General features: G+C 70.3%; 13 protein-coding genes. 12 read left to right on the plus strand and 1 reads right to left on the minus strand.

The genetic code is table 11. The features are described from left to right. Positions 1-515: 515 nt before the first annotated feature. The 12 genes from AB0D27_RS21160 to AB0D27_RS21215 all read left to right on the plus strand — a co-directional run bounded on the left by AB0D27_RS21160 (position 516) and on the right by AB0D27_RS21215 (position 11461). Positions 516-1091 carry a matrixin family metalloprotease gene (locus AB0D27_RS21160; RefSeq protein ID WP_362510821.1) on the plus strand — a complete coding sequence of 192 codons (576 nt, stop codon included), beginning with the start codon at positions 516-518 and terminating at the stop codon, positions 1089-1091. Between the two features lie 14 nt (positions 1092-1105). Next, on the plus strand, positions 1106-1774 hold the full coding sequence (locus AB0D27_RS21165) for a hypothetical protein (protein WP_362510824.1): 669 nt from the start codon (positions 1106-1108) through the stop codon (positions 1772-1774). A gap of 148 nt (positions 1775-1922) precedes the next feature. Then, the gene (locus AB0D27_RS21170) at positions 1923-2903 is read left to right on the plus strand and encodes an FKBP-type peptidyl-prolyl cis-trans isomerase (protein WP_362510827.1); all 981 of its coding nucleotides are present in this window, start codon (positions 1923-1925) and stop codon (positions 2901-2903) included. A gap of 55 nt (positions 2904-2958) precedes the next feature. Then, a complete protein-coding gene (locus AB0D27_RS21175; protein ID WP_362510830.1) occupies positions 2959-3330 on the plus strand; it encodes an FKBP-type peptidyl-prolyl cis-trans isomerase in 372 nt (123 codons plus the stop codon). A 177-nt stretch (positions 3331-3507) separates the two neighbouring features. Then, positions 3508-4461 carry a WYL domain-containing protein gene (locus AB0D27_RS21180; RefSeq protein WP_362510833.1) on the plus strand — a complete coding sequence of 318 codons (954 nt, stop codon included), beginning with the start codon at positions 3508-3510 and terminating at the stop codon, positions 4459-4461. A gap of 16 nt (positions 4462-4477) precedes the next feature. After that, positions 4478-5521 carry a WYL domain-containing protein gene (locus tag AB0D27_RS21185; RefSeq protein ID WP_362510836.1) on the plus strand — a complete coding sequence of 348 codons (1044 nt, stop codon included), beginning with the start codon at positions 4478-4480 and terminating at the stop codon, positions 5519-5521. Further along, positions 5518-5913 carry a hypothetical protein gene (locus AB0D27_RS21190; RefSeq protein ID WP_362510838.1) on the plus strand — a complete coding sequence of 132 codons (396 nt, stop codon included), beginning with the start codon at positions 5518-5520 and terminating at the stop codon, positions 5911-5913. The genes AB0D27_RS21185 and AB0D27_RS21190 overlap by 4 nt, the downstream gene beginning before the upstream one ends. A gap of 10 nt (positions 5914-5923) precedes the next feature. Next, on the plus strand, positions 5924-6118 hold the full coding sequence (locus AB0D27_RS21195; protein ID WP_362510840.1) for a hypothetical protein: 195 nt from the start codon (positions 5924-5926) through the stop codon (positions 6116-6118). A gap of 239 nt (positions 6119-6357) precedes the next feature. Next, positions 6358-6642: a Sec-independent protein translocase subunit TatA gene (gene tatA / locus AB0D27_RS21200; RefSeq protein WP_362510843.1), complete on the plus strand. Its 285-nt coding sequence runs from the start codon at positions 6358-6360 to the stop codon at positions 6640-6642. Between the two features lie 47 nt (positions 6643-6689). Further along, positions 6690-7637 (plus strand): twin-arginine translocase subunit TatC, encoded by a 948-nt coding sequence (gene tatC / locus AB0D27_RS21205; RefSeq protein WP_362510846.1) that lies wholly within the window; start codon positions 6690-6692, stop codon positions 7635-7637. 31 nt (positions 7638-7668) lie between these two features. Continuing rightward, positions 7669-8559 (plus strand): diacylglycerol kinase, encoded by an 891-nt coding sequence (locus AB0D27_RS21210; RefSeq protein ID WP_362510849.1) that lies wholly within the window; start codon positions 7669-7671, stop codon positions 8557-8559. A gap of 40 nt (positions 8560-8599) precedes the next feature. Beyond that, positions 8600-11461: a DEAD/DEAH box helicase gene (locus AB0D27_RS21215; protein WP_362510852.1), complete on the plus strand. Its 2862-nt coding sequence runs from the start codon at positions 8600-8602 to the stop codon at positions 11459-11461. A 227-nt stretch (positions 11462-11688) separates the two neighbouring features. Here the strand turns inward: AB0D27_RS21215 and atzF are convergent, their stop codons facing one another. Next, the gene (gene atzF, locus AB0D27_RS21220; protein WP_362510855.1) at positions 11689-13347 is read right to left on the minus strand and encodes an allophanate hydrolase; all 1659 of its coding nucleotides are present in this window, start codon (positions 13345-13347) and stop codon (positions 11689-11691) included. Positions 13348-13411: the final 64 nt, after the last annotated feature.

The raw sequence follows: 13411 nt of genomic DNA on the forward strand, positions 1-13411 counted from the left end.
GCCGCCCAGGGCGTCTCCCAGGAGCGCCACTGGGACCTGGTCCACGCTCTGAGGGTGGCGGGCTTCTTTGGTGCTGCGACGCCGGTTGTTGCCCACGGTGTGAGCGGGACTGTGAGAGAGATGTCACGACTCCCCGCGTGGGGCGCTCTGGGCGGAATCATCCCTTCCTGTGGGTGTTCAGGGCTGTCCGTCATGGCAAATCGCCATGAAATGGTCGCCGTCCATCGTTGGCCCACTACCACGTGAGCTCGAACAACTGTGTGCGGCGCGCCGGGATCCAGGTCGGTCGGGCTCACGTCCGGCGTGCCGTCCCGGCGCGATATCCCTGGTCCGTCTCCTTTGTCTGCTGTTAGCTTCACGGTATTGGCATGACCATGACCAATCGCCGATATCGCTGCGGATCCCCCTGCGGGGGACTTTCCGCGCTCGCAGCAACAAACACATACCGGGGGCTCATTTTGCGCTCTGTCAAGACAAACGGACGCGCGGCGCTCGTTCTCGCCACAGCGGGAACCGTGATCGCGACCGCCCTGGTGGGAGTGTCCGCTTCGCCCGCGGCGGCGTACTGCCGCAGTGGCATGACGAAGTGGAACAGCACCTCCAGCGCGAAGACCATCGGCGTCAACACCACGTTCCCCAGCGTGCTGCGGAACGGCCTCAACGGCGGCCTGACGCAGTGGAACCGCAGCAGCTCCGCGCTGCGCTACAACTCGCCCGTGTACACCGCCGGCTGGCTGATCTACGCCTTCCGCGCCTCCTACAGCTACACCAGCCTCATGGGCAGCGCGCCCGGATACGCCTCCACCCAGGTGTCGGGCAGCACGCACAACGGCGGAACGCTGTACCTCTCCAACCGCTTCACCTGGGTGAACGCCAGTCAGAACATAGGCCAGGGCAAGGCGGACGTACAGACCGTCGTCGTGCACGAAGTCGGTCACTTCACCGGCCTCGCGCACCCGTGGCCGGGCCCCTGCACGGACGGCTCCGCGTACACGTCCGCGGAGAAGGGGTCCGTCATGACGACCATCAACACCGGCACCCGGCGCGCTCTGAACAGCGACGACATAGCCGGCGTCCGGGCCATCTACTGACGGGGGAAGCAGAAATGAGTGCAGTTCGCACAGTGAGGCCGCGTGCCCTGGTGCGCGCCTCGGCCGCTCTCGCCCTGCTCGCCCTCGGCGCCTCGGCGTGCGCCGGGTCCACCGGCGGGGGGCACGAGAGCACGGCGAAGAAGTCCGGCACCAAGGCCGTGCGCGTCATCGAGGGACACCCGTACGCCGTCGACAGCAGCCCTGAGGCCGCGATCGCGTTCCCGATGAACGAGAACGTCTTCGAGGGTACGGTCGTGGACCGGCGTCCGGATGTGCACGCCACGGACGTGCTCGACGGCGGAACGAAGTTCGAGGTCGTGTACACACCCGTCGTCGTCAGGGTCGACACGGTCCACAAGGGAGCGCTGAAGAAGGGCGCCGAGGTCGTCGTACGGTCCATGGGCGGCACCGCGGACGGCGTCCGGTACGCGATCGAGGAAGCCCCGGCCAAGAGCACGTTCGCGAAGGGCGCTTCGCTGGTCGTCTTCGGCAGCGAGTACACGGCCGTGGACTCGGAGAGCGGACCGGCCATCACACCCAACTTCCTCTACCGGGAAGCCGGTGACACGGTCGTCGACGCCACCTACGCGCGCGGTGCTTACGACGGGGGGCCCGCCGACCGGATGAACCGGACGGAGTTCCTTCGCAAGCTCCGCCCGCTGTCCGCGAGGACGGCCTCCTGACGGACCGTCCGCGGGTCGCTCAGGGCTGACAGTCGCCCGGACCGGTCACCGGTCCGGGCGACGGCGTGTCTCGCGTCAGACCGTGCGGGGGGAAAGTAGGTCGTAGAGTGGCGGCCATTGCCCCCACCCCCGACTCCCAGTTGGACTGATGAACTACAACGTGAAACGACGTGCCGTGGCGCTGCTGGCCGTTCCCGCCCTGTTGTTCACCGCCGCGTGCGGATCGGACAACAAGAGTGACAGCGAGACGTCGGCGGGCGTCGCTCAGGTCAAGGGGGAGTTCGGGGCGAAGCCCCAGATCTCCGAGCCCAAGAGCGGGAAGCCGTCCGACAAGACCGTGGTCAAGACGGTCTCGACGGGCAGCGGCGCCGTGATCAAGGCCTCCGACTTCGTCCGGCTGGACTGGACCGTCGAGAAGTGGGGGAGCAGTCAGGCGCTGGGTGGCACCTGGGCCTCGGCGACCGCCGGCTCCAAGACGCCGCGGCAGCAGTCCGTCGACCAGATCGGCAAGCAGAGCCAGCAGCTGCCCGCCAAGGTCCTGGACGCCCTGAAGGGGCAGAAGACGGGCAGCCGGATCCTGGTGCAGGGCACCGCGGGCGATCTGATCGGCGCGGGGCTGAACACCTCCTCCGGCATCACCGCCAAGGATGTGCTGGTCTGGGTGGTCGACGCGGTCGGCTCCGCCGGCGTCGACGCCAAGGCCTATGTCAAGGGGACGCAGGCGGCACCCGACCCGGGCATGCCCACGGTGTCGGCCCCCGCGCCGAAGGCGGCGACCATCACCATCCCCAAGAACACCAAGGCACCCAAGGACCTCAAGGAGCAGGTGCTGATCAAGGGCACCGGCAAGAAGGTGGAGGCCGGCCAGGGCCTCATCGCCCAGTACACCGGGGTGAAGTGGGAGGACGGCAAGAAGTTCGACTCCTCCTGGGACCACGGTGGCGCCACCGCCTTCCAGATCGGCACCGGCTCCGTGGTGGCCGGATGGGACAAGGGCCTCGTCGGCAAGAACGTGGGCGACCGCGTGCTGCTGGTGATCCCGCCCTCTCTCGGCTACGGCGCCAACCCCAGCAGCGAGCTGGCCAAGAACACTCTCGTCTTCGTGGTCGATATCCTTGGCACGGTCTGACCACAGAGTCTGTGAGACTGTCCGGGACGCAGGCCGTGCAACAAGGAGTAATGAAGTGAGCATCGAGAAGCCCGAGATCGACTTCCCGGGCGGCGAGCCCCCGGCGGACCTCGAGATCAAGGACATCTGGGAGGGCGACGGCGCCGAGGCGGTCGCGGGCCAGACCGTCACCGTCCACTACGTGGGCGTCGCCTTCAGCACGGGCGAGGAGTTCGACGCCAGCTGGAACCGAGGCCAGGCCTTCCGCTTCCCGCTGGGCGGCGGCCGCGTGATCAAGGGCTGGGACCTGGGTGTGCAGGGCATGAAGGTCGGCGGCCGCCGCCAGCTGACCATCCCGGCCCACCTCGCCTACGGCAACCAGAGCCCGACCCCGGCGATCAAGCCCGGCGAGACCCTGATCTTCGTCGTGGACCTGGTCGCGGTCTGATCGTCGCATGAGATCGGAGTGCGATCAGATCCGTCTGATCGTCGTACGGCGTCGGTGAGGTCTGACCGGACCCGATCACCTGGGGCCCATGCCTGTCCGGGCATGGGCCCTCGGCTTTTGCCGCGACACTCCGGAGCGGTACGGTCATCCGTCGGAAGCACCATAGGAAGGGCGTCGATGGCCATTGCCAAGGCCGAGCGGCTGATGAACCTGGCGCTGTGTCTGCTCGGGACGCGGCGGCCGCTCAGCAAGCGCGAGCTGCGCGAGTCCATCGAGGCCTATCTGGAAGCGGGCTCGGACGACTCCTTCAACAGGATGTTCGAGCGCGACAAGGACGATCTGCGCGAACTCGGCCTGGTCATCGAGACGGTGGAGAACCTCGACGGCGAGGTCGGCTATCTCGCCCGCCGCGACAGCAACCGTCTGCCGCCCATCACGCTCGACGCCGAGGAAGCCGCCGCCCTCGGCCTCGCCGCCAAGGTCTGGCAGCAGGCACGCCTCGCCGGCGCCGCGAGCGGCGCACTGCAGAAGCTGCGCGCCGCGGGACTGCCCGAGGACGTGGACCCGTACGAGGCTCATGGCGCCCTGGAACCGCACATCCCGGTGCACGAGGCGGCCTTCGAGCCGCTGATGCTCGCCTGCCGCGACCGCCGCCCCGTCGTCTTCGACTACCGCAAGGCCACCGCCGCGCACCCGGAGACCCGCCACGTCGAGCCGTGGGCCCTCGAGTGCTGGCGCGGCCACTGGTACCTGGCGGGCTGGGACCGCGACCGCGGTGCCGAGCGCGTCTTCAGGCTCTCCCGGATCACCGGCAAGGTCCGCACCCGCGCCGGGCGGTACACGGCAGAGGTGCCCGACGTCGTCACCGTGCGCGAGACGGTGGCCGGCTGGGCGGGCGAGATCACCGACCGCTCCGCGCTGATCCGGCTGCGTACGGGCTCGGGCTACCCGCTGCGCGCCAAGGCCGTCTCCGTGAGGGAGCTGGGCGGCGGCTGGGACGAGCTGAGGATTCCGTACGGGCACGGCCTGGACGCATGGCTCGTGGAGTTCGGGCCCGACGTGGTGGTCCTGGAGCCCGCCGAGCTGCGGGCCGATGTCGTGGACCGGCTGCGCGCCGTGGCCAAGGGCTGAGGGGGAACGTAAGAAAGTGGCAGGAAAACCGGCCAGGCCCACGAACGCGATCGACCAGACCCGGCGGATGCTCTCCCTGGTGACCTATCTGCGGGAGCGCCCCGGCGCCCGAGTCAGCGATGTCGCCCGGGCCTTCGGGATCACCGAGGACGAGCTGATCTCCGACCTCGACGTGCTGCCGCTGTGCGGGACCAGCTTCCGCGGCGGGGATCTGCTCGACATCGACACCGACGGCGACCGGATCTGGTGGCACAACCCGGATGACGTCGCCGAACCCCTTCGTATCGCCGCCGACGAGGCGACCGCGCTGCTCGTGGCCGCCCGTGCGGTGTCCACGCTGCCCGGGTTGCGCGAGGGCGACCGGCAGGCGCTGCTGCGCGCCACCGCCAAGGTGGAGGCCGCCTCGGGCGAAGCGGCCGGCGCCAGCTCCCGGCTGTCGGTGACCTTCGAATCCGAGGGCGGGGTCTTCGCGGACGTCGACCGGGCGATCTCCGAGCGGCGCCGGCTGTGGATCCGCTACTACTCGCCCTCGCGTGACGAGCTCACCGAGCGCGAGATCGACCCGATCCGCCTGGTCAGCGTCGGTCACACGTATGTGGAGGCCTGGTGCCGCCGCTCCGAGGCGCGCCGCACCTTCCGGCTCGACCGGGTCGCCGAGATCCGCATCCTGGACGAGCCGTCCGCGCCGCCCGAGATCGAGCTGCGCGACCTCTCCGAGGGGCTGGTGCAGCCGGCCGCCGAGGATCCCGAAGTGGTCGTCGAGGTCGGTCCCGGCGGGCGCTGGGTCGCCGAGTACTACCCGCACGACAGCGCGGATGAGCTGCCGGACGGCGGACTGCGCATCACCTTGCGGACCCCCGATCCGGCGTCGCTGCGGCGGCTGGCCCTGCGCCTGGGCCGCGATGGCCGGATCGTGTCGCCGCAGGATCTCGCGGACCGCGCCCGCAGTACGGCCCGCGAGGCGCTTGCCGCCTACGACGGGCTGGACGCCCCGGACGAGCGGGACGGGCTGCGAGGGGTTCAGGACGGGCCGTACGACAGGCAGGAGCAGGAGCTTTGAGCACGTCGTCGATGTCGGGTGCGCCGGGGAAGACCAGTGTGTCGGGGAGGGCCGGTGCCTCGGAGGGAGCCGTGCCGTCCGGGAAGGCCGGTGCGCCGCGCCGGGCCGGTGCGCTCCCGAGTGCGCCGGAGATGTCGGTCGGGATGGCGTTCGCCGGGATGAGAAGGGTGGTCGACGTGATGTTCAAGGCCGCCTGTCCCGACTGCCGGGCCGGCTTCGAGCTCAGGGCGAGTGCCCTGCGCCTGGCCATCGGCGCCAGCAGCCGCACCACCTTCTACTCCTTCACCTGCCCCGAGTGCGGATCCGCTGTGCGCAAGCCCGCGGGCGAACGCATCGTCGAACTCCTCACCGGGGGCGGGGTGCGCACCCTGCGGCTGCACTCCACCCTCTAGGGTCGACGTCATGTTCTGGCCGATGCTTGCGATCGCTGTGGGTTTCCTGGGAATCGCCGTTCTCGGCGTGCTCGCCGTCCGTGTCTTTGTGGAAGCGGAGCGTCTGGGCCGTCAGGTTTCCGACTCCGCACGCCGCATCAACAGGGCGGCCGAGGATCTGGAGCGGGCGGCCGTGAGCACGGCGGGCTCTGTGGACGCCCTGTGAGTCGTGGGCGCGGCGCGCTTGGGGTTGTCTTTCACCCTGTCACCTTCGCGGCGACGACGGGTACGCTCATGGTCGCGGCCCGGATAACGAGGCGCGGGTCGCGAACTGGGAGTACGCACAGGGATTGCCCCGCGTTCACCCCTGAGCGTTACGATCGCTGTCAACACGACCATCGGACACATGTCCGACCGGTCGGACGGCACCCCGCCCATGCAGCCTCGGTGAGAAGGTAATGACTTATGTTCGGAAGGCTCGGAGCTCCCGAGATCATTCTCATCCTCGTCGTCATCATCCTGCTGTTCGGCGCGAAGAAGCTTCCGGACATGGCGCGCTCGCTCGGCAAGTCCGCCCGCATCCTCAAGAGCGAGGCCAAGGCGATGAAGGACGAGGGCAGCACGCCCGCCCCGGCCGGTCCGCCGAACACCGACGAGCAGCCCCCGGCTCAGCGCACCATCCAGGCCGCGCCCGGCGACGTGACCAGCTCGCGCCCGGTCAGCGAGCCCACGGACACGACCAAGCGCTGACGCAGGGCCGGTGATCTCCGGCCCGCCGCACGAGATGGGAACGTGGGTTGCTCAAGTCTGCCCGCAACAAGGAGAAGGATCCCGAGGGGCGGATGCCCCTCGCGGAGCACCTTCGTGAGCTCAGAAACCGGCTCGCGAAGGCGATGCTGGCCATCGTCGTAGTCACGGTCGTCGCGGCCTTCTACTACAACGACATCATCAACTTCTTCACCAAACCGGTGCTGGAATCGGTCGGGTGCCCGAAGACCTTCGCCGAGGTGGCGAAGATGCCTCAGGGCAAACAGTGCGCCCAGATCACCATCAACGGTCTGCTCGCCCCCTTCACCCTGGCGCTGAAGGTCTCATTGATGGCGGGCATCGCGCTCGCCTCGCCGGTCTGGCTCTACCAGCTCTGGGCGTTCGTCGCGCCGGGCCTGCACAAGAACGAGAAGAAGTACGCGTACGCGTTCGTCGGCTCGGGCGTGCCGCTCTTCCTCGGCGGCGCGTTCTTCGCCTACAAGGTGCTGCCCACCACCGCGAAGGTGCTGATCGACTTCACGCCGGACGGCGTGAACAACCTGCTGCCGCTGGACGATCTGCTCGACCTCGTCACGCGCATGGTGGTCGTCTTCGGTCTCTCCTTCGAGCTGCCGCTGCTGCTGGTCATGCTCAACCTCACCGGCATCCTCACCGGCAAGCGCATGCTCGGCTGGTGGCGCGCCATGATCATGGGCATCACGGTCTTCGCGGCTGTCGCCACCCCCAGCACCGACCCGCTGACCATGCTGGCGCTCGCCGGGCCGATCTGGATCCTGTACTTCGGCGCGGTCGGCTTCTCGCTCCTCAACGACCGTCGCAAGCGACAGCGCGAGGCCGAGGGACCGGACGACGACGAGGCCTCCGACCTCGACCTCTCGCCCGAGGATATCGGCGAGGTCGAGACCGTCTCGGCCAGCCGGGCGCTGCCCGAGCAGGCGAGCTCGGACCGCGTCAACGGTTATGACGACGTGACCTGACGAAGCGCTCGGACCTCGTAGGGTCGGGCCTGTGACCAGCGAGATCACCCTCTTCGTCAATCCCACCGCGGGACGCGGCCGGGGCGCCCACGCGGCGCAGCCGGCCGCTTCGGCTTTGCGCGCTGCGGGATTCTCCGTCCGCACGGTCCTCGGTGAGAACGCGCGGGACGCCCTCACGCGCGCGCGTGCCGCGGTCGACGACGGCACGGGCGCCCTGATAGCCGTCGGCGGCGACGGCATGGCGAACCTGGCCCTGCAGGCCGTCGCCGGGACCCGCACCCCGCTCGGCCTGGTCGCCGTTGGCACCGGGAACGACTTCGCCCGCGCCCTGGGCCTGCCCGTACGCGACCCGGCGGCCGCCGCACGCGTGGTCGCGGAGGCCCTCAAGGGCGCACGGTTGCGCGACGTCGACCTGGGCCGGGTGAACGGCACATGGTTCGCCACCGTTCTCGCCTCCGGCTTCGACTCCCGGGTCAACGACCGCGGCAACCGCATGCGGTGGCCCACCGGCCGCTTCAAGTACGACCTCGCGATGCTCGCCGAACTCGCCGCCTTCAAACCGTTCCCGTACCGGATCACGCTGGACGACGGCGAGGTCCGGGAGATCGAGGCGACGCTGGTGGCCGTCGGCAACGGATCGTCGTACGGCGGCGGCATGAGGATCTGCGCGGGCGCCGACCTGGAGGACGGGCTGTTCGACATCACGGTCGTCGGGGACTGTGGCCGTACGACGCTGCTCAAGGTGTTCCCCAAGGTCTACAAGGGCACCCACCTCGACCATCCCAAGGTGACCGTCCACCGGGCCGCGAAGGTGGAGCTGGTCGCGGAGGGCATCACCGGGTACGCGGACGGGGAACCGCTGGGACCGCTGCCGCTGACCGCGCAGTGCGTACGGGCAGCGGTGCGGGTGGCGGCTGCCTGAGCTGCGGGGATCCGGGGTCTCACAGCTGTGGATCCGGATATTGATCGTCCTGTTGTCAGTGCCTCCCGGTAGTCTCGAAAGCACGATGACAGAGGACCTCTCACCGGCCGAGCGGTACGCGGCAGCACGCAGGCGCGCTGTCGAGCAGGCCACCGCGCTCGCCTCCTTCCGCGAGATGTACGACTTCGGCCTCGACCCCTTCCAGATCGAGGCGTGCCAGGCGCTCGAGGCGGGCAAGGGTGTGCTCGTGGCCGCGCCCACCGGCTCCGGCAAGACGATCGTCGGCGAGTTCGCCGTCCACCTCGCCCTCCAGCAGGGCAAGAAGTGCTTCTACACGACGCCGATCAAGGCGCTCTCGAACCAGAAGTACTCCGACCTGTGCCGCCGTTACGGCGCGGACAAGGTCGGCCTGCTCACCGGCGACAACAGCGTCAACTCCGAAGCCCCGGTGGTCGTGATGACCACCGAGGTGCTGCGCAACATGCTGTACGCGGGCTCGCAGACCCTCCTCGGACTCGGCTATGTGGTCATGGACGAGGTGCACTACCTCTCCGACCGCTTCCGGGGCGCCGTCTGGGAGGAAGTGATCATCCACCTCCAGGAGTCGGTGACCCTGGTGTCACTCTCGGCGACCGTGTCGAACGCGGAGGAGTTCGGCGACTGGCTGGACACCGTGCGCGGCGACACCCAGGTGATCGTCTCCGAGCACCGGCCCGTGCCGCTGTTCCAGCACGTGCTGGCCGGGCGGCGGATGTACGACCTCTTCGAGGAGGGCGAGGGCCAGAAGAAGGCCGTCAACCCCGACCTCACGCGCATGGCGCGCATGGAGGCCAGCCGTCCGTCGTATCAGGACCGCAGGCGGGGCCGCGCGATGCGCGACGCCGACCGCGAGCGTGAGCGCAGACAGCGTTCGCGTATCTGGACGCCGGGCCGCCCGGAGGTCATCGAGCGGCTCGACGCCGAGGGGCTGCTGCCCGCCATCACGTTCATCTTCAGCCGCGCGGCCTGCGAGGCCGCCGTCCAGCAGTGCCTGTACGCGGGCCTGAGGCTGAACGACGAAGAGGCGCGGGCGAAGGTCCGCGAACTCGTCGAGGAGCGCACCGCCTCCATCCCGAGCGAGGACCTGCACGTCCTGGGCTACTACGAATGGCTGGAGGGCCTGGAGCGCGGCATCGCGGCCCACCACGCGGGCATGCTGCCGACGTTCAAGGAGGTCGTCGAGGAACTCTTCGTACGCGGCCTGGTCAAGGCCGTCTTCGCGACGGAGACCCTCGCGCTCGGCATCAACATGCCCGCCCGCTCGGTGGTGTTGGAGAAGCTCGTCAAGTGGAACGGCGAACAGCACGCCGACATCACGCCCGGCGAGTACACCCAGCTGACCGGTCGGGCGGGGCGCCGTGGCATCGATGTCGAGGGCCACGCGGTCGTGCTGTGGCAGCGCGGCTTCAGTCCCGAGCATCTGGCGGGCCTCGCGGGCACCCGCACGTATCCGCTGCGCTCCAGCTTCAAGCCGTCGTACAACATGGCGGTGAACCTGGTCGAGCAGTTCGGGCGGCACCGCTCGCGCGAACTGCTGGAGACCTCCTTCGCGCAGTTCCAGGCCGACAAGTCGGTCGTCGGGATCTCCCGGCAGGTGCAGCGCAACGAGGAGGGCCTCGAGGGCTACAAGGAGTCCATGACCTGCCACCTCGGGGACTTCGAGGAGTACATGCGGCTGCGCCGCGAGCTCAAGGACCGCGAGACCGAGCTGGCCAAGCAGGGCGCGGCACACCGGCGAGCCGAGGCGGCCGTCGCACTCGAGAAGCTCAAGCCCGGCGATGTGATCCACGTGCCGACCGGCAAGTACGCCGGGCTGGCCCTGGTGCTGGACCCCGGGCTGCCCGCGGGCCGGTCCAACGGCCACCGCGGCTTCGAGCAGCACGACGGGCCGCGCCCGCTCGTGCTCACTGCCGAGCGCCAGGTCAAGCGGCTGGCCTCGATGGACTTCCCGGTGCCGGTCGAGGCGCTGGAGCGGATGCGGATCCCCAAGTCCTTCAACGCGCGCTCGCCGCAGTCGCGCCGCGACCTCGCCTCGGCGCTGCGTACCAAGGCCGGCCACATCGTCGCGGACCGGCACCGCAAGAAGCGGGCCGAGGCCGCCGACGACCGCGAGATCGCCCGGCTGCGCACGGCGATCCGGGCCCATCCCTGCCATGGGTGCGACGACCGTGAGGACCACGCCCGTTGGGCCGAGCGCTACCACCGGCTGCAGCGCGACACCTCACAGCTGGAGCGCCGTATCGAGGGCCGGACGAACACCATCGCCCGCACCTTCGACCGGATCGTGGCCCTGCTGACCGAGCTGGACTATCTGCGCGGCGACGAGGCCACCGAGCACGGCAAGCGGCTCGCCCGGCTGTACGGCGAACTCGACCTGCTCGCCAGCGAATGCCTGCGCGCCGGTGTCTGGGAGGGGCTCGGCCCCGCCGAACTCGCCGCCTGCGTCTCGGCGCTGGTGTACGAGTCCCGGGCCGCCGACGACGCGATGGCGCCGAAGGTGCCGTCCGGCAAGGCGAAGGCGGCGCTCGGCGAGATGGTGCGTATCTGGGGGCGCCTCGACGCCCTGGAGGAGGACTTCCGGATCACCCAGACGGAGGGTGTCGGCCAGCGCGAGCCGGATCTCGGCTTCGCCTGGGCCGCGCACGAGTGGGCTTCCGGCAAGGGGCTCGACGAGGTCCTGCGCGAGGCGGAGATGCCTGCCGGTGACTTCGTGCGCTGGTGCAAGCAGGTCATTGACGTGCTGGGGCAGATCGCGGCTGCCGCGCCCGTCTCCGGCGGCGGGGCCTCGACGGTCGCGAAGAACGCCCGCAAGGCCGTTGACGGGTTGCTGCGCGGGGTGGTGGCGTACTCGTCGGTGGGGTGAGGCGACGGCGCTTGCCTGCGGGGGGCTGGGCTGGACGGGGCGGGTTTTCGCCCCCTCCGCCCCTTCCCGTCCCGACCTGGGGCTCCGCCCCAGACCCCGCTCCTCAAACGCCGGAGGGGCTGGCACTGGGCTCCGCCCCGGACCCCGCTCCTCAACAGCCGGAGGGGCTGGCACTGCGCTCCGCCCCGGGCCCCGCTCCTCAATCGCCAGAGGAGCTGAACCTGGCGTCAGCGGTTCACATACGCCCGCCAGCCCCCGTACGCCGTGACGTCGGCGGCATCGGACAGAGCGTCGGGCTCGCACAGGAATCCGGGTACGTGGGTGCCGTCGGCGAGCTCCAGCCGGCCGAGTGTCATCGGGCGGGGGAGCGTGGCGAGGAGTCGGCCGAGCCCCTCGGCGGGGAGCTGCCAGACCTCGGTCTCGATGGCGGCACCTCCCGCGCCCACGTGCACCAGTCCCGGCTTCGGTGGGGTGGTGGACAGGGCGTGCAGGCGGTACACGGGGGCCGTCGTGGTCGTACGCTCCAACCGGGCTCCCAGCGAGAGGAGTTGGGGATTCAGTGGCTGGCCCGACAGGTGCGCGCCGACCACCGCGATCCGCAGGCGCGGCTCGAGCAGCCGGGCGATCCGGGCGAGGCGCTCGTCGGTGAACGCGGGACCGATCAGCATCACGCCGAAGGGCAGACCGGCGGGGGTGAGCCCGGCCGGGACGGCGACGGCCGCCAGGTCGAAGAGGTTCGTGGAGTTGGTGAAGCGGCCCAGCCGGGCGTTGGCGCCCAGCGGATCGGCGGCCACCTCGGCGAGTGTGGGGTGGCCAGGAGCGGTCGGCAGCAACAGCGCGTCCGCGTCGTCGAGTTGAGCGAGCGCCCGGTCGCGCAGGCCGGCCAGACGCTCCTGGTCGGCGTACAGCTGGTGGGCCGGGATGTCCCGGGCGCGGGTGATGATCCCGGCGACGGTCGGGTCGAGCCCCGCACCCCCTTCGGCGATCAACTTGTCGACAAAGCTTCCGACGGCCGTGTAGCGCTCGGCGACGAACGCGCCCTCGTAGAGCATCGCGGCGGCCTCGGTGAACGGGGTGAGGTCGAGGGTGCGGACCTCGGCCCCGGCCGCGACGAGCCGGCCGACGGCGGCCTCGTATGCCCGGGCCCAGCCCTCGTCCAGTTCACCGAGCTGTGCCGTCGGCGGTACGGCGACGCGCCACGGACCCGGCGTGCGCTGGGGGAGCGCCGGGAGCTCGCGGCCCGACGGAGAGGTCATGTACGCGAGGGCCTGCTCGGCCTCCGGGAGCGTGCGGGCGAAGACGGTCACGCAGTCCAGCGAGGCGCAGGCCGGGACGACGCCGGTCGTCGGCACCAGGCCGCGGGTCGGCTTCAGGCCGACGATGCCGTTGAACGCGGCGGGGACGCGGCCCGAGCCCGCGGTGTCCGTGCCGAGGGCGAAATCGACGATGCCCAGGGCTACGGCCACGGCCGAACCCGAGCTGGAGCCGCCGCTGATCCTTGTCGGGTCCAGGGCGCCCCGTACGGCGCCGTGCGGGGAGCGGGTGCCGACCAGGCCGGTGGCGAACTGGTCCAGGTTCGTGGTGCCGAGGACGAGCGCGCCTGCCGCGCGGAGGCGGGCGACTGCGGGCGCGTCGCCCTCCGGGGTGTACGCGTAGGCCGGGCAGCCGGCGGTGGTGGGGAGGCCCGCCACGTCGATGTTGCCCTTCGCCGCGAAGAGGCGTCCCGCGAGCGGGAGGTGTTCGCCCCCCGCGACGCGCTCGTCGATGGCTCGGGCCTCCTGTTCGACCTCCGCCTGGGGGCGTAGGTCGATCCAGATCTCGGGGCGGTCTGTGGCCTCGATGTGGGCGTACGCCATGTGGACTCTGGTCAGTGTGGGGGACGACATCGGTGCTCCTTGCCTGGGGTCTCATCGTCGACTGCCGGCCGGTGGGTGGTGTGTGCCCACCCGC

Origin of the sequence: Streptomyces sp. NPDC048415, assembly GCF_040651675.1 — a bacterium.
Taxonomy (GTDB): domain Bacteria; phylum Actinomycetota; class Actinomycetes; order Streptomycetales; family Streptomycetaceae; genus Streptomyces.